16 protein-coding genes are annotated in these 14,359 nt (G+C 48.8%); 8 read left to right on the top strand and 8 right to left on the bottom strand.

The window, feature by feature from the left end:
• Positions 1-2 precede the first annotated feature (2 nt).
• The gene (locus LC084_RS13155; protein WP_226571649.1) at positions 3-1,190 is read left to right on the top strand and encodes an amidase; all 1,188 of its coding nucleotides are present in this window, start codon (positions 3-5) and stop codon (positions 1,188-1,190) included.
• A 25-nt stretch (positions 1,191-1,215) separates the two neighbouring features.
• On the opposite strand, the gene pdxR is transcribed toward LC084_RS13155, so the two are convergent.
• On the bottom strand, positions 1,216-2,676 hold the full coding sequence (gene pdxR / locus LC084_RS13150) for a MocR-like pyridoxine biosynthesis transcription factor PdxR (protein ID WP_226571648.1): 1,461 nt from the start codon (positions 2,674-2,676) through the stop codon (positions 1,216-1,218).
• Positions 2,677-2,925: 249 nt separating this feature from the next.
• On the opposite strand from pdxR, the gene LC084_RS13145 reads away from it, so the two are divergent.
• The 4 genes from LC084_RS13145 to LC084_RS13130 are packed head-to-tail and all read left to right on the top strand — an operon-like array spanning position 2,926 to position 5,911.
• On the top strand, positions 2,926-3,777 hold the full coding sequence (locus LC084_RS13145; protein ID WP_226571647.1) for a transporter substrate-binding domain-containing protein: 852 nt from the start codon (positions 2,926-2,928) through the stop codon (positions 3,775-3,777).
• 54 nt (positions 3,778-3,831) lie between these two features.
• A complete protein-coding gene (locus LC084_RS13140) occupies positions 3,832-4,473 on the top strand; it encodes an amino acid ABC transporter permease (protein ID WP_226571646.1) in 642 nt (213 codons plus the stop codon).
• 21 nt (positions 4,474-4,494) lie between these two features.
• The gene (locus tag LC084_RS13135; protein ID WP_226571645.1) at positions 4,495-5,160 is read left to right on the top strand and encodes an amino acid ABC transporter permease; all 666 of its coding nucleotides are present in this window, start codon (positions 4,495-4,497) and stop codon (positions 5,158-5,160) included.
• Entirely contained in the window at positions 5,153-5,911 is a 759-nt protein-coding gene (locus tag LC084_RS13130; RefSeq protein ID WP_226571644.1) for an amino acid ABC transporter ATP-binding protein, read from the top strand. Before LC084_RS13135 ends, LC084_RS13130 begins: the two co-directional genes overlap by 8 nt.
• A gap of 61 nt (positions 5,912-5,972) precedes the next feature.
• On the opposite strand, the gene LC084_RS13125 is transcribed toward LC084_RS13130, so the two are convergent.
• Entirely contained in the window at positions 5,973-6,737 is a 765-nt protein-coding gene (locus LC084_RS13125; protein ID WP_226571643.1) for an SDR family NAD(P)-dependent oxidoreductase, read from the bottom strand.
• 217 nt (positions 6,738-6,954) lie between these two features.
• Here LC084_RS13125 and LC084_RS13120 point away from each other — a divergent pair, with 217 nt between their 5' ends.
• On the top strand, positions 6,955-8,292 hold the full coding sequence (locus tag LC084_RS13120; protein ID WP_226571642.1) for an aspartate aminotransferase family protein: 1,338 nt from the start codon (positions 6,955-6,957) through the stop codon (positions 8,290-8,292).
• Between the two features lie 46 nt (positions 8,293-8,338).
• On the opposite strand, the gene LC084_RS13115 is transcribed toward LC084_RS13120, so the two are convergent.
• Positions 8,339-9,037, bottom strand: coding sequence for a PadR family transcriptional regulator (locus LC084_RS13115; RefSeq protein WP_226571641.1), 699 nt, complete (start codon positions 9,035-9,037; stop codon positions 8,339-8,341).
• A 303-nt stretch (positions 9,038-9,340) separates the two neighbouring features.
• Between LC084_RS13115 and LC084_RS13110 the strand changes: the two genes are divergently transcribed.
• The gene (locus LC084_RS13110; protein ID WP_226571640.1) at positions 9,341-10,120 is read left to right on the top strand and encodes a siderophore-interacting protein; all 780 of its coding nucleotides are present in this window, start codon (positions 9,341-9,343) and stop codon (positions 10,118-10,120) included.
• A 21-nt stretch (positions 10,121-10,141) separates the two neighbouring features.
• On the opposite strand, the gene yghX is transcribed toward LC084_RS13110, so the two are convergent.
• The 3 genes from yghX to LC084_RS13095 form a co-directional block, all read right to left on the bottom strand.
• A complete protein-coding gene (gene yghX / locus LC084_RS13105; protein WP_226571639.1) occupies positions 10,142-11,029 on the bottom strand; it encodes a YghX family hydrolase in 888 nt (295 codons plus the stop codon).
• Positions 11,030-11,159: 130 nt separating this feature from the next.
• On the bottom strand, positions 11,160-11,591 hold the full coding sequence (locus LC084_RS13100) for a DoxX family protein (protein ID WP_226571638.1): 432 nt from the start codon (positions 11,589-11,591) through the stop codon (positions 11,160-11,162).
• 237 nt (positions 11,592-11,828) lie between these two features.
• A complete protein-coding gene (locus LC084_RS13095) occupies positions 11,829-12,911 on the bottom strand; it encodes a malate/lactate/ureidoglycolate dehydrogenase (protein WP_226571637.1) in 1,083 nt (360 codons plus the stop codon).
• 324 nt (positions 12,912-13,235) lie between these two features.
• Here LC084_RS13095 and LC084_RS13090 point away from each other — a divergent pair, with 324 nt between their 5' ends.
• Positions 13,236-13,490: a hypothetical protein gene (locus LC084_RS13090; RefSeq protein WP_226571636.1), complete on the top strand. Its 255-nt coding sequence runs from the start codon at positions 13,236-13,238 to the stop codon at positions 13,488-13,490.
• 136 nt (positions 13,491-13,626) lie between these two features.
• On the opposite strand, the gene LC084_RS13085 is transcribed toward LC084_RS13090, so the two are convergent.
• Together LC084_RS13085 and LC084_RS13080 are read right to left on the bottom strand one after the other, a co-directional pair.
• A complete protein-coding gene (locus LC084_RS13085; protein WP_226571635.1) occupies positions 13,627-13,812 on the bottom strand; it encodes a hypothetical protein in 186 nt (61 codons plus the stop codon).
• Positions 13,799-14,017, bottom strand: coding sequence for a hypothetical protein (locus LC084_RS13080; RefSeq protein WP_226571634.1), 219 nt, complete (start codon positions 14,015-14,017; stop codon positions 13,799-13,801). Before LC084_RS13080 ends, LC084_RS13085 begins: the two co-directional genes overlap by 14 nt.
• Positions 14,018-14,359: the final 342 nt, after the last annotated feature.

The raw sequence follows: 14,359 nt of genomic DNA, 5'->3' as shown, positions 1-14,359 counted from the left end.
CCATGTTGGAAAAAAGCATACGGGCTTTTATGCCTTACCCGTTTGTTGCAGTGAAATCAGCATCCAGTGGGCCACTGGCAGGGTTAACTTTTGCGGTGAAAGACTTGTTTGATGTTGAGGGCTACCCCACCGGTGGGGGCAATCCCCATATTCTGGCTATGTCCGGTATTCGTAAACAAACTGCGCCAGCCGTACAACAGTTGCTGGATAACGGTGCTCAATTTATTGGTAAAACTCATACCAACGAAATGGCGTTCTCGATGAGTGGCCATAATTACCACTATGGCACGCCGGTAAATGGCGCGGCACCAGAGCGTATTCCCGGTGGGTCATCTTCCGGTTCGGCTTCTGCTGTTTCTAACCAGTGCTGCGACTTTGCTTTAGGGACAGATACGGGTGGATCAGTGCGTACACCGGCAAGTTACTGCGGCTTGTTTGGTATTCGCCCGACACATGGGCGTATTTCTCTGGCTGGTTGCCAACCGTTGGCGGAATCAATGGATACCTGTGGGTGGTTTGCCCGTGAAGCCGCTGTATTTGCGGCGGTAGGTGATGTGCTGTTGCCAGAAGATACGGTTGATTTAAGTTCACCGTCACTGGCTATCCATCCTGCTTTATTCTCTCGCCTGCCTCCCGCCAGCCAGCAATGTTTGTTGCCCTTAATTGATGCAATTCGCTCGACTTTGGGTGGAATGCACCAAATTAGTGCGGAATTACCTGATATTGACAGTGCCTATCTGGCTTTCCGGGTTATTCAGGGGCGGGAATCCTGGCTGGCGCAGGGGGAAACCATTGAGCGTGAAGGGCTGGTTTTGGGCCCCGATGTTGCCGCCCGGTTTACCTGGGGAAAACAGGTTACTGATAACCAGGTGAGTGAAGCTGTTATGGTGCGTGAACAGGTGACTCAATGGTGGAATGAACAACTGGGAAACCGGGTATTGATTATGCCGACAGTCCCGGATATTGCCCCTTTGCTGACAACCAGTGACAGTGAAATCGAGCATATTCGCCGTATCTCTCATGATTTACTCAGTATTGCCGTGCTGACTCGTCGGCCTCAGGTGACTTTACCTCTGGCAACTTTGCAGGGGGCACCATTGGGGCTTTCATTAATGGGGCCATGTGGCAGTGACAGGCAACTTATCCGGCTCGCCGGGGAAATTGAGTCGTTAATCAAGGCGGGTAAGTAAATAGCGGTTATATTTTCTCTGTCACTTATAGTTGCGCGAGTTGCTCGTGCAACACTTCCACTCCGGGGGCAATTTTCTCCGGTGAAATGGCGTGAAAACCCATCCGAAAGAAAGTTTCTGGTGGGTTGGCATCCAGAAAATGCCGGGCACCAGGTTCAATTAATACCCCCGCGTGGGCAGCGCGCCAGGTAAGCTGCTGTGTATTAATTCCGCCGGGCGTTTTTAACCAGAAGGCGTTCGCGTGTTCACTTCCGGGAATAGGGCGGCACTCTGGCAGCCAGGTTTCCAGCGACCGGTTCAGCAATTCCCAACGGCGTGCAGAATCTTCATGGTAACGGCGTAAATGTGTTTCGTAATACCCTTGCGCCAGGAAATGCGCCATTTGGTACTGAATATTGGTTGGCGCATGGCGAACCACCAGGCGGCGTAATGCCCGTGCTTCATCAATTAATTCAGGGTCGGCTACCATAAATCCCAGGCGTAACCCCGGTGACAGTGCTTTGGACAGGCTGCTGACATAAACCACACGGCCATGTTTATCACTGGCTTTCAGTGCGGGCGGTGGGTTGAGTGTGAAGTTACTTTCTGAGTCGTAATCATCTTCGATAATTACCGCGTCATGGCGGGTCACATGCTCAAGCAATGCCTTGCGGCGCTGGCTACTCAATGTAACGCCTGTCGGTACCTGGTGGCCTGGCGTCACGTAGTAGTAATCGCAGGGGGGCTGGCTCAGGGTAATACCTTCTTCATCTACATCATGGGGAATTATTTGCGCATCACCCAGCAAAAAGGTGTTGATGGCTTCGCGGTAGCCCGGGTTTTCCACTGCTACGCGGGTTGACGACGACATCAACAAACGGGTCAGCAAATAGAGTGCGTTCTGCGAGCCAATGGTTATCAGAATTTCATCCGGCGCCGCCAGTATTCCGCGTTTTGGCAGTACACGAGTGCGAATTTGCTCAATCAGCATGGGGACATCCTGATCGATATGATCAATTATCCAACGCTGGTCTGCCACGCCACTGTTGAGCCAGCGTGAAGCCGCCCGCCACTGGCTTAACGGAAACTGAGCAGTGTTAGGCTGGCCATAGATAAACGGGTAGCGATAATGCATCCAGCCCGAGGGTTTCATGATGGATTCTTGCTGGCTGGGGGCGACTTTAAATCGGTTGCTCCAAAGTGGTGCGGTGTTATCTGTGGGAAGTGCTGTCGCTGTGGTTTTGTACTGGCATGCCTGGTAATCCGGGTGCAGGAAATAGCCGCTACGTGGCCGGCTAATCAGGTAACCATCGTTCACCAACCCTTCAAAAACCAGGGCTGTTGTATTTCGTGACACCTTGAGTTGGCAGGCTAGCTGGCGGCAGGAAGGCAGAGGTTGGTCGGCCGGGAAAATACCACTCAAAATGGCATTAACCAGGGTTTCTCTGACTTGTTCTTGCAACCCACGTGACCGGTCAAATTCTATGTGAAGATAATGACGATTCATCGTGTTTGTCCTCAGGCGGCTTAATAGGTAATGAATTAAGCAATCTTCGTACCATGTTCTGTTTATCTGACACATCGGCACAGCCAAACTGTCACTGTTCAGGTGATAAACAACCTTCCTAGAGTAAAACGTAACCCGGTCGTAAATATTCTTGTAAGGATATTTCTTTTCCGGCACATATTTTGCTTCGTATTCGGGTGACGCTTTCCCGTAATCCATCAAGCTTCAGAAAATATAAAAGGTGGCGCTATGAAGAGTAAGTTGGGCATTTTGACTTTATCCGCAGTGCTGGCAATGGCTTTTAGCTGGCAGGCTGTAGCTCGTGATTTACCGGAAATTGAAAAAGCAGGTACATTGAAAGTTGTTACGGAAGACGATTACGCGCCGTTTAACTTTATCAAAGATGGTAAAGCCGAAGGCTTTAACAAGGACATGTTGGATGAATTACGTAAATACGCAAAATTCCATGTAGACCAAAGTATTTTACCCTGGACAGGTTTATTGGCATCTGTTTCTACCGGGCAGTATGACATGGCTCTGACAGGCGCAGTTGTTACCGATGAACGCCTGAATGTCTTTAATTTCACGCCACCATGGGCTTCTGCCCAGCATTATTTTGTGAAGCGTGCAGGGGATACTTCACTGAATACCATTAAAGATTTGTCTGGTAAAAAAGTTGGTGTTCAGGCTGGCAGTGCATTATTAGCTCGTTTGCCTGAATTGAAAGCCATGTTGGAAAAACAGGGGGGCGAACTGGGGCCAGTTGTTCAATATCAGTCTTACCCAGAAGCCTTCGCAGATTTGGCTAACAAACGTCTGGATTATGTGATTGACGTGGTTATTGCGGTTAATGACCTGGTGAAAACTAAACCGAAAGTTTTTGCTAAAGGCCTGGCTGTTTCCGGCCCCGGTTATATGGCCTGGCCAATCCCGAAAGATTCACCCGAGCTGATGAAATATATGACCAAATTTATGGATCATATGCGTGAGACCGGCCGTCTGGCTGAGTTGCAGAAAAAATGGTTTGGTGAAACCTACCCGGATCTGCCAACTGTACCAATCACCAGTGCTGAGCAGTTCCATAAGTTAGCAGGTCTGTAATACTTGGGGCGCAGCCTGCAGGGTTGCGCCTTGTTTAGTATCAAGGAGCGTTAAATGGACGCGATATCGTGGCAGTTATTATTTGAAGGCGCCTGGGCGACATTGTGGATTTCCGGCATCGCTATCCTGTTCGGGGTGTCGATTGGTCTGGTCATCGCGTTTATCCGAATGATGAAGATCCCTGTCGTGGACACTATTCTGGTGCTGTATATCAGCCTGGCGCGTGCCACACCGTTGGTGACGTTAGTCTTGTTTTTGTTTCTCTCATTGCCAGTGGTCGGTATTAATCTGGATAAAAGCATTGCCGCTATTGTGGCGCTGACACTGAATACATCTGCGTTCAATGCAGAAATCTGGCGTAACGCCTTTACCCATTTTCCTAAAGAGCAAAAAGAAGCGGCGGAAGCGGTGGGGATGCAACGCTGGACTTACTTTCGCTATATCATGTTGCCCCAAATGTGGATTGAAAGCCTGCCTGCGCTGGTGAATGAAATGTCCTTTTTAATTAAAGGTAGCCCAGCAGTTGCCGTTATCGGCGTGGTGGATTTAACCCGGGTAACGAACCGTATTTCCGCAGTAACCTATGAGCCGTTGTCACCTATTTTAGCGGCGGGTTTACTGTACGTGGTCATTATTGGCGTGCTGCTTAAATTACAAAATTTGGCGGAACGTAAAGCGAAACGCCTGGCGCGGTAAAGCAGAGTATTTGGAGACGCTATGAACCAATGGGCGATTGTCTGGTCAGCACGAGAGTTGTTTCTCCAGGGGTTTATTTCAACCCTTGAGTTGTTCGTTATTACTGCGGTTGCAGGAATTATCATCGGTACAACAGTGTTGTACTTAACCGAGCTGCAATCAAAAGTGCTGAATAATATTATTCACTACTTTGTAAGCCTGATGCGGGCAGTACCTTTCCTGATTCTGGCTTATTTACTTTATTACGGATTACCTGAAATTGGCATTAGTATGGATGCCTGGACTGCCGGGTTAGTTTCACTGATTATTTATCACAGTGCATACTTTTATGAGATTTTACGTAGCCAGCGAAGGATTTTTTCTACTGGGTACATAGAAGCGGCGACTGCGCAAGGTTTTTCTCGTTATAAAACGTTTACCCGGATTATTACACCGAATATTTTTTCCGGGGCACTGCCTTTGATGGGTAACCAGTTGATTATCTGCCTGAAAGATACGGCTTTCCTGTGCATTATTACTGTTCAGGAAATTACGGCTGCAGCAAACAGTGTCCAGGCGACTTATTTTATTCCATTTAATGCATTTATTGTTGCCATTGGCCTGTATTGGGGTGTCAGTGTGCTGCTTGAGTTATTGATTAAACGCCTGAATACCTATGGCGCGAAACGAGGAATTACCCATGCCTGAGAATGCGGCAGTCAGTGTTAAAAATCTCTCGAAGCAATTCGATAACGTGGAAGTGTTACGTGATATCAATCTGGATGTGCAAAAAGGGGAAGTCGTTAGCATTCTGGGCTCATCGGGTTCTGGTAAATCGACGCTGTTGCGTTGCATGAATTGGCTGGAACAGCCGGATCGCGGTGAAATTCGTATTTCTGGTAGCCGTATCGGGGTGGATGACAGTGGCAAACACATGTCTCACCGTGAGCTGTCAAAAGTGCGTGAACGTGTAGGTATGGTGTTCCAGAGCTTTAATTTGTGGCCGCATCTGACCGTGCTGCAAAACGTGACAGAGGCATTACTGCACGTCAAAGGCCTTAAACGTACTGAAGCAAATGAGATTGCCCATAAACAACTGGAAAAAGTGGGCATGAACCATAAAGCAGACAGCTACCCCATCACGTTGTCTGGTGGGCAGAAGCAGCGTGTGGCTATTGCCCGCTCATTAGCGATGTCACCAGAAGTGATTTTGTTTGATGAACCGACATCCGCACTGGACCCGGAACTGGTTGGGGAAGTTCTGGCGGTTATGAAATCCCTGGCTGCGGAAGGGTACACCATGGTGGTGGTTACCCACGAGATGGATTTTGCCCGCCAGGTATCAGACCAGGTGGTGTTTTTGGAAAAAGGTGTGCTGATTGAGAAAGCCGCACCTGAGAAGTTCTTCACCAATCCGGATTCTGAACGTGTGCAGCGCTTTTTGGCGACCACGCGCTAAGATGAGTGACATTGCCATGTAGCTACTCATAACGCCCACTGTTTCAGCGGGCGTTATTTTATTAATCACGGTCAATAGCAAACGGGTTCCATGCCTGGCGCACTGGCATCACTTCGATACGGTTGATATTCATGTGGTCCGGCAATGTAGCGATGTAATACATCTGTTCGGCAATATCCTGCGCACTCAGCGGGGTTGTACCACGATAAAGGTTATCTGATGCCGCCTGGTCCCCTTTAGTACGCACCAGCGTAAATTCTGTTTCCGCAATTCCTGGTGCGAGGTCGGTTACACGCACACCGGTTCCCAGCAAATCACAACGCAGGTTATAACTGAACTGCTTCACAAATGCTTTGGTTGCGCCATATACATGGCTGCCTGGGTAGGGCCACTGGCCAGCAATAGAGCCAATATTAATAATACTGGCACCGGCACCGTGTTTAATCAGTGTTGGCAGCAATGCATGGGTAACGCTCACCAGACCTTTCACATTGGTATCAATCATGGTTTGCCAGTCTTCCAGATCAACTTTCTGAGACGGCATGGGTGAAAGCGCCAGCCCGGCGTTATTAATGAGTGCTTTCACATCGGCAAATTCTTCAGGCAGGCTGGCTACTGCGCTTTTCACTGCATCTGAATCTCGCACATCAAGCTCAATAATATGTACAGGTACTTTTCCCGCCAGGGCATCTTTTAATGCTTCGAGCCGGGATAAGCGGCGTCCGCTGAGCACCAGTGACCAGCCATGTTCTGCAAAATAATGGGCAGCTGCTTCACCAAAACCTGATGTTGCTCCAGTAATAAAGGCAACCTGCTTTTCGGACATTTTCCACTCCTTAAAGAAGACTAAATAACGCAAGGGTCAGTCCGCACTATAAGAAGCGGTGAAGGCATGAGACAGAGCCAGATGGCTGACTGGCTTGTGACACCTCTTGTCACAGTAAAAATCTGCTTCTGGCTCTACCTGGTCTGGTTGCTACGGGGTCAGGATGAATTCAAGGGTTTTGACCGAAATGTTGAGCGTAAGATTCAGGAGGGCAGGTATGAAACTGGCATTACAGGGCGAGAATTTTCTAACAAATAACGATGTGCGTCAGCTGGACCGTTCTTATGTATTTCACTCATGGTCTGCACAGGGCAACCTGAACCCATTAGTTATTGCTGGCGCAAAAGGCTGCCAGTTATGGGATTACGATGGTAAAAATTACCTCGATTTCAGCAGCCAGTTAGTTAACGTAAATATTGGTTATCAGCACCCGAAAGTGTTGGCTGCCATGAAAGCGCAGCTTGAAGAACTGGTGACGATTGCCCCGGCAACAGCTAACCTGGCGCGTGGTGAAGCTGCAAAACGCATTGTAGAACTGGCACCCGCGGGTTTCCATAAAGTCTTCTTTACTAACGCTGGAGCCGATGCCAACGAAAACGCGATTCGTATGGCGCGTTTATACACCGGGCGCGATAAAGTACTGTCAGCCTACCGCTCTTATCACGGTAATACCGGTAGCTCTATTGCTGCGACCGGTGACTGGCGCCGTGTACCAAACGAATATTCTCGCGGCCATGTGCATTTCTTCAACCCGTATTTGTATCGCTCTGAGTTCAATGCCACCAATGAACAAGAAGAGTGCGCGCGTGCGTTACAGCATTTGCGCCGTATTATTGAGTGCGAAGGCCCTGCTTCTATTGCCGCTATTTTGCTGGAAAGTATTCCAGGTACAGCAGGCATTCTGGTACCGCCAGCAGGGTACATGAAAGGTGTGCGTGCTCTGGCAGATGAATTTGGCATTGTGATGATTCTGGACGAAGTCATGGCCGGGTTTGGCCGAACTGGCCGCTGGTTTGCTTTTGAACATGATGATGTGGTGCCTGATCTTATCACCTTCGCAAAAGGGGTGAATGCAGGCTATGTACCGGCAGGTGGTGTACTGATTTCTGAAGCCATTTCTCACTACTTTGATGACCATTTCTTTGCTGGCGGCCTGACTTATTCTGGCCATCCGCTGGCGATGGCAGCGATTGTCGCCACGCTGGACGCAATGAAAGAAGAAAACGTTGTGGAAAATGCGGCACAGGTTGGTGATGGCGTATTGCGCGCTGGCCTGAATGCGCTTGCAGAAAAATATGCGTTGATAGGTGAAGTGCGCGGGGTCGGGGTATTCCAGGCTCTGGAACTGGTGACCAACCCTGAAACCAAAACGCCAGTCGCCGCAGCCGATATGGCCGCTATCAAACTGGCATTGACCGAAGCCGGGTTACTGAGCTTTGTGGTGGAAAACCGCATTCATGTGGTTCCCCCATGCACAGTTACCGCAGAAGAAGTGAAACAAGGCCTGGCAATCATTGACCAGGTTCTGGGCCAGTTCAGCGGCCTGGTCCGTTAACCACTCCCCAGGTAAGCGGCCAGCCTGCGGGCTGGTTGCTTGCTTTTTAATCCAGTTGTGAAATATCCAGTGCAGCTTTATCAATAATGCCGATAATTTGTTTGAGTGTGTCAGCCTCTGCGCCTTGCTGATTCACTTTTAAATCCAGTACTGCTTTGATGTTGTCCAGTGCTCGTTTCATCTCTGGATTAGTGCGCAGTTTCCTGCCTACTGCTTTAGCTGCAATGCGTTCTTTAATCTGGGCGAGTTCTTCATTGTGTGCCGTTAACCATTGACGGCCCAATTCAGTAATGGTGATTTTTTTACGCCCGTTTTCTTCGTCTTCCAGGTGAATCAGTTTGTTGGACTCAAGAAAATCCAGCGTAGGGTAAATAACACCCGCGCTCGGCACATAATGGCCTTCCGTCATGTTTTCGATAGACTTGATAAGTTCATAACCGTGGCTGGAATCCTGCGACAGAATATCGAGCACGACGATACGCAGTTCGCCATGGCCAAAGAAACGTTTACGGCGATGCCCACCACGTTCATTCATGTCGCACTCACGCACGCCACGGCTGTGCTCACCACGCCCGTGTTCGCCACGGCTGCGTTCCCCGTGCCCACGTTCTGCGCGGCCACGCATTTCGCGGCGTTGTTCTTTACCTTCCATACGGCTGTGGCGGCCCCTGCCATGGCGGCGTCCTTCGCCTTCTTCTCCGCGCCCGTCATCATTGCGCATCTGTAAACGGAAAAAATCTCTCATAGGGTATAACCTCATTGTTGTGTTTAATTTGCGCACCTGCTGTTGCATTCAGTTTCTTAACAGTAGGTACTGTATAGATATATCTAAACTATATCTAATTTTATTTTTTAGCAAATCTCAGATCTGATTTTTTGTTTTTTTTATTTTAATTTGTTGATTTTTAATAATTTAAAATTTATTTGTAGCTGGTGTTGATAGCGATGGCTGATATATCAAATTTTTACTTGCATAAATTACAGATAACAATCATTATCATTAGTGAATGATTAGATATATCTAAAACTAGACGACACTGGAATCCCTATGACACAACCCCGCTCCGCAACAACAAATTACCCTCGTCGTGCCCGTAACGCATTACGCTTTCGAAAACTGACTGTGCTGCGCACTGAACAGGTCGCTGGCCACTTTCAGCGTATCGTTGCCGGTGGTGCTGAACTGGAAGGTTTTGAATCAAAAGGTTTTGACGACCATATCAAACTCTTTTTCCCTGAGCCTGATAGTGGTTTTGTGCCGCCCATTGCAGGTGAAGATGGCATTGTCTGGCAGAATGATGTTCGCCCACCAGCTCGTGATTACACGCCAATTTATGACCCTTCCACGCAAGAGCTGACAGTGGATTTTTATATCCATAATGGCGGCGTGGCAAGTAACTGGGCTGTGCAGGCCAAACCTGGCGATACGCTGTATATAGGCGGGCCTCGGGGTTCATTGATTGTTCCCACAGAGTATCACTGGCAACTTTATGTTTGTGATGAATCAGGCATGCCTGCATTACGCCGCCGCCTGGCCGAACTGAAAGCCCGCCAGTTTCAGGGGCAGGTGACAGCACTGGTTTCTGTACACAGCCAGCAAGCTTGTGAATATTTAACCACTGAACCGGGTGTGAATATCGAATGGTTTGTTGACGAAAGCCCTGAAACCGTGGCGCGCCATGCACTGGCCCTGACTATTCCTGAAGAGGATTATTTCATTTGGGTTACTGGTGAAGGTAAGGTTGCGAAGCAACTCGGTGATCAATTAAGTGAAGGGCGGGATGGGCAATTAGTTCGTACAGTGGCTTACTGGCACGATAAAGCATAAAACCCCCGCCCGTATGTGGCGTTAACTCAGGTAGCGTTCAAACCAGGCTAATGTGCGCTGCCAGGCAAGGTCTGCGGCTGCCTGGTCATAGCGAGGTGTGGAATCATTGTGAAAACCATGGTTTACATCCGGATACACCCAGGCTTCATAGATTTTGTTGTTGGCTTTTAGCGCCGCTTCATAAGCGGGCCACCCTTCGTTAATGCGAGTATCCCGCCCGGCGTAATGTAACAACAGCGGTGCCCGGATGTTTGGGACGCTCTCTGCGGGTGGCTGCTTGCCATAAAAAGGCACTGCTGCTGCCAGTTCGGGGAAGGCCACAGCAGCAGCATTGGCAACCCCCCCGCCATAACAAAACCCCGTTATGCCCACTTTCCCTGTGCCCTGTGGGTGTGACAGCATAAAATTCACGGCAGCAAAAAAATCGTTCATCAGCTTTGTTGGATCAACCTGCGCCTGTAATTCACGCCCTTTATCATCATTGCCAGGGTAGCCACCCACAGAACTCAAGCCATCAGGTGCCAGCGCCAGGTAACCAGCTTTCGCCACCCGCCGCGCGACATCTTCTATATACGGGTTTAACCCGCGGTTTTCATGCACGACAACAACAGCCGGGCGTTTGCTATCTATTTTTGCCGGGCGAACGAAATAGGCGCGAACTTCTCCATGGCCCTGTGGGGATGGGTAGTGTATGTATTCGGGCAGAATATCCGGGTCAGTAAATTCAACTTGAGTTGCCAGCGCATAGTTGGGGCTTAGTGCATTAAGCAGGCTGAGTGCTGTTGCCCCGCCTACTGCGAATCGTGCTGCTTTAGCGAGAAATTCTCGTTTGGTGATACGCCCATGGGCATAGTAATCGTAGTAATCCAGTAATTCCTGAGGAAAATCTTTGGCGCTGAGGCGAGGCATTGGCTGTCTCCTGGTTAACCTGTAAGGAAAGGACACCATAAAGGTTAATACAGTATTGCCATTTTTTGCGCTGGTGCTGCATGAGCGGGAAATATCCGGCAGATTTGGCTCTGCCGGACTGAAAAAATACTTAGCTGAGTTTGCCTTTAAACAGTGAGTATTTACCTGCGCCCAGCAACATAATAAAAATACCACCGAAGAAATACAGCGCTTCTGTTTCCAGTGCCCATGCGCCAACTTGAGTGCGCACAAAGAAGTTGCCCATCCCAACCAGCAACACAGCAACAACCAGGTTAAAGGCATAAACCAGGCCAGCAACGCGGGTGAACAGACCGACGATAATCAGCACCGGTGCAATGACCTCACCAATATAAGCGCCATAGGCGACAAAACCTGGTACGCCATGGGCTGCGAGCATGGGTTTTATCCACTCAACACCGTTATGCATTTTGGCTGTTCCGTGAAATAACATCAGAATGCCAAAAACAAGGCGCAGCAACAGGCGGGCGAAGTCCGGGTGATCTACCGCGCTGGAAAAACGAGAATAAAGGCTGGTTAACATAATATATCCCTGAATATGTACTAAGAGTAATTGCTACCTGCGCAGCATAACCGCCTATTTTCTGGAGAGAAATCTAAAAAATTGCAACGATACTTCAAAAAAATTGAATAAGATTTATTGATAAAGTGTTTATTTATCAATTGGTTGATTGAATTTTTTTGTCGATTGGTGCTACGTTTCTGCTGTGAGGCTCCGGGTAATGGCCAGGGCATAACTTTCCCTGGCCATTGTTACTAATTAATGAACAAGCTGGCGAAATTGATCCAGCTCTTGCTGCGGCATACCTGCTTCCAGTGCGGCTTCACAAATAGCCTGCCAGCTTCCGTTATCCAGCGGGATCCCTTCTGCTCTGCGTATTGCACGGTTAGTTGCTTCCCATTCACCAGGAACCAGAATGGGCTCGTCTGTTGCTCGTGGTGAGGCTTTCACCCAATTGATAAAGGCATCCGCTTCTGCTTCCATGTCAGGGGCACCGAACATTTCCGGGTTAAGAATAATGGTGGTCATACCATTAAAAATCGCGTCAACGCTGTCGTGCAGTGTTTCTTTATGGGTCGTTTTCCCGCCAGATAACGCACCGCCCATAATTTCACACATGGTTGCCAGCGCATACCCTTTATGCTGTGCGAAGGTGAGCAGCGCGCCTAAAGGCGGGGTCTGCATGACTGCCGGGTCGGTGGTGGGTACGCCTTGTGAATCGATCAGGCAGCCTTCCGGCACCTGCTGGCCTTTATGCCAGGCAACACGAGTTTTACCAAACGCAATGGCGCTGGTGGCGAAATCCAGCAAGAGCGGATCCTGATCTTTGCGTGGGAATACCACGCAGAAAGGGTTGGTGCCAAAACGGCTGTCGGTGCCACGGAAAGGGGCGACCATTGGGTCGCCGGGGACATTCACAAAATGGATGGAGATAAACCCGGCAGCGGCGCAATGTTCAGCCCAGTAACCAATACGGCCAATATGGTGTGCGTTATGTAATGCCACGGCGGCAATACCAAACTGGCGTGCCTTTTCGATCCCCATATTGATGGCTTCCAGTGCCGCAACCTGGCCAAAGGCGGCATTGCCATCAACCGTGACGATGGCACCGGCATCACGCACAACTTTTGCGTGCTGGTTCAGTTGTAAATAACCCAATTTCAGGGAGTTGATATAGCTTGGAATCATGCCGACACCGTGGGAGTCGTGCCCGGATAAGTTTGCCGCGACCAGGTGGTCAGCTACCCGGCTGGCTTCTTCCGCTTCACTTCCCGCGTGGCGAAAGAGCGCTTCAATAAACTGATGAAGGTGTTGAGCTTGTATGCGTATTCCTGTTTTCACGTTGTGTTCATCCTCTTGCGTGCCCCTTGTCGCTCACGTTTCACGCACAAGGCTCCACTGTCCGTTGGATGCGGATGAAAAGGCGTAGCCTGGGGTACGGCAACGTGTAATCGATGGGGTTATTGGTTTTTTTATCTGTCCGGGTTTTATACTGCGCCAATGGTGGGAAGAGCTCAAGGCGTGAATCGATGATGAGAAGACTTTAAAATGTTTGTGGTTTTTTTGACATGATTTGACACATTTATCCTGATTTGTGCCGCAAATTACTCACAATTTTTGGTGGGTATGGGGCCAGAATAAGCAAAAAACTTCTGGGACAAGATTATGCGTAAATTTGCGATAGTGTTACTGGCTGCGGCCAGTGCCATGTTTACTTTTGCCAGTGTTCAGGCTGCTGAAACGGCATCCAGCACTCACCAGGTGGATTGCAAAAAGCCACCTGAGCCACCAAAAGGTAGTGACGGTAAACCACTTCCTCCGCCAGAGGGTAAAAAACCACCCATGGGCAAAGATGGTAAGCCGTTACCCCCACCAGATGGATGCAAGCCACCGAAAGAGGGTGTAGCACCAGGGAAGTAAGCTTTATCTTAGACACACAACGGAAACGCTTTGCCGTTGTGTGTTTCTGTGATTATTGATTTTGCTGGTTACATCCTCGGAAATATTGAGAAGTGCCGGGTGATAAAAAATTGTGCTCACAATGGTTTTTATGGGATCAATAACCTTTAATTTTGTTGCGACTGGTGTGTTTTTTACCCTGTGAATGTTGAACACTCTTCATCTGGGATAACGCATCCTGAACCGCAATGAATGCTTTTATAAACGCATCATTAGGGGGGGCTTCATTAGCTAAAATAGTGAATTGCTTTTCTGTGTCACTTAATGATTTATGGTTTTTCACCCTCATCCTCATCTTTTCCTAAGTTAATGAGCAGTTCGCCATTGATACCACTTTCCCCTGAAGCCAGTTCTTTAGGCTCAGTTGATTTGTATTCGCCCATTTCCTTGATGAGATTTTCCAAACCAGCTTTTATTTTCTCCTCTTGCTCTCGGGTATTAGACTCTTCATGGTGCACTGACGCTGGTTTCTTTGCCTTATTATTCATCAGACAATTCTCCGAATACAGCTATTGGATTTCTCATCATAACAAAAGCCTTTTCTTTCGTAATAATCCCGAACGTCACTGTTTATTGGATTCATTATTTTTACATGGGTGGCACCTAATAGCGTAGCATAAGCATAGAGAGCAAGATACGTCAGGTCTAAATGTGGCTCGCTTGCTTCTGGCGATTTTTCTATGTAATCAAGCCTGAGCCCAGAAGACTGGTAAGTGGGACGCCCCATCGAAAATCCGATAAGACGATTACCATTCCAGGTTGCGCATTCAAATCGTTTTGGATAGTTCTTTTTCCATGCAGGCTATGCACCCGGCCAATCCCAGTCCACA

It is taken from the genome of Mangrovibacter yixingensis, assembly GCF_020523985.1.
Taxonomy (GTDB): Bacteria; Pseudomonadota; Gammaproteobacteria; order Enterobacterales; family Enterobacteriaceae; genus Mangrovibacter; species Mangrovibacter yixingensis.
Note: the sequence above shows the minus strand (reverse complement) of the source record. Positions and strands in the feature narration are given on the sequence as shown.

Bases quoted from the DNA above. Each gene is read 5' to 3' on its own strand.
- LC084_RS13155 (WP_226571649.1), top strand. From the start codon at position 3: ATGTTGGAAAAAAGCATACGGGCTTTTATGCCTTACCCGTTTGTTGCA.
- pdxR (WP_226571648.1), bottom strand. From the start codon at position 2,676: ATGAATCGTCATTATCTTCACATAGAATTTGACCGGTCACGTGGGTTG.
- LC084_RS13145 (WP_226571647.1), top strand. From the start codon at position 2,926: ATGAAGAGTAAGTTGGGCATTTTGACTTTATCCGCAGTGCTGGCAATG.
- LC084_RS13140 (WP_226571646.1), top strand. From the start codon at position 3,832: ATGGACGCGATATCGTGGCAGTTATTATTTGAAGGCGCCTGGGCGACA.
- LC084_RS13135 (WP_226571645.1), top strand. From the start codon at position 4,495: ATGAACCAATGGGCGATTGTCTGGTCAGCACGAGAGTTGTTTCTCCAG.
- LC084_RS13130 (WP_226571644.1), top strand. From the start codon at position 5,153: ATGCCTGAGAATGCGGCAGTCAGTGTTAAAAATCTCTCGAAGCAATTC.
- LC084_RS13125 (WP_226571643.1), bottom strand. From the start codon at position 6,737: ATGTCCGAAAAGCAGGTTGCCTTTATTACTGGAGCAACATCAGGTTTT.
- LC084_RS13120 (WP_226571642.1), top strand. From the start codon at position 6,955: ATGAAACTGGCATTACAGGGCGAGAATTTTCTAACAAATAACGATGTG.
- LC084_RS13115 (WP_226571641.1), bottom strand. From the start codon at position 9,037: ATGAGAGATTTTTTCCGTTTACAGATGCGCAATGATGACGGGCGCGGA.
- LC084_RS13110 (WP_226571640.1), top strand. From the start codon at position 9,341: ATGACACAACCCCGCTCCGCAACAACAAATTACCCTCGTCGTGCCCGT.
- yghX (WP_226571639.1), bottom strand. From the start codon at position 11,029: ATGCCTCGCCTCAGCGCCAAAGATTTTCCTCAGGAATTACTGGATTAC.
- LC084_RS13100 (WP_226571638.1), bottom strand. From the start codon at position 11,591: ATGTTAACCAGCCTTTATTCTCGTTTTTCCAGCGCGGTAGATCACCCG.
- LC084_RS13090 (WP_226571636.1), top strand. From the start codon at position 13,236: ATGCGTAAATTTGCGATAGTGTTACTGGCTGCGGCCAGTGCCATGTTT.
- LC084_RS13080 (WP_226571634.1), bottom strand. From the start codon at position 14,017: ATGAATAATAAGGCAAAGAAACCAGCGTCAGTGCACCATGAAGAGTCT.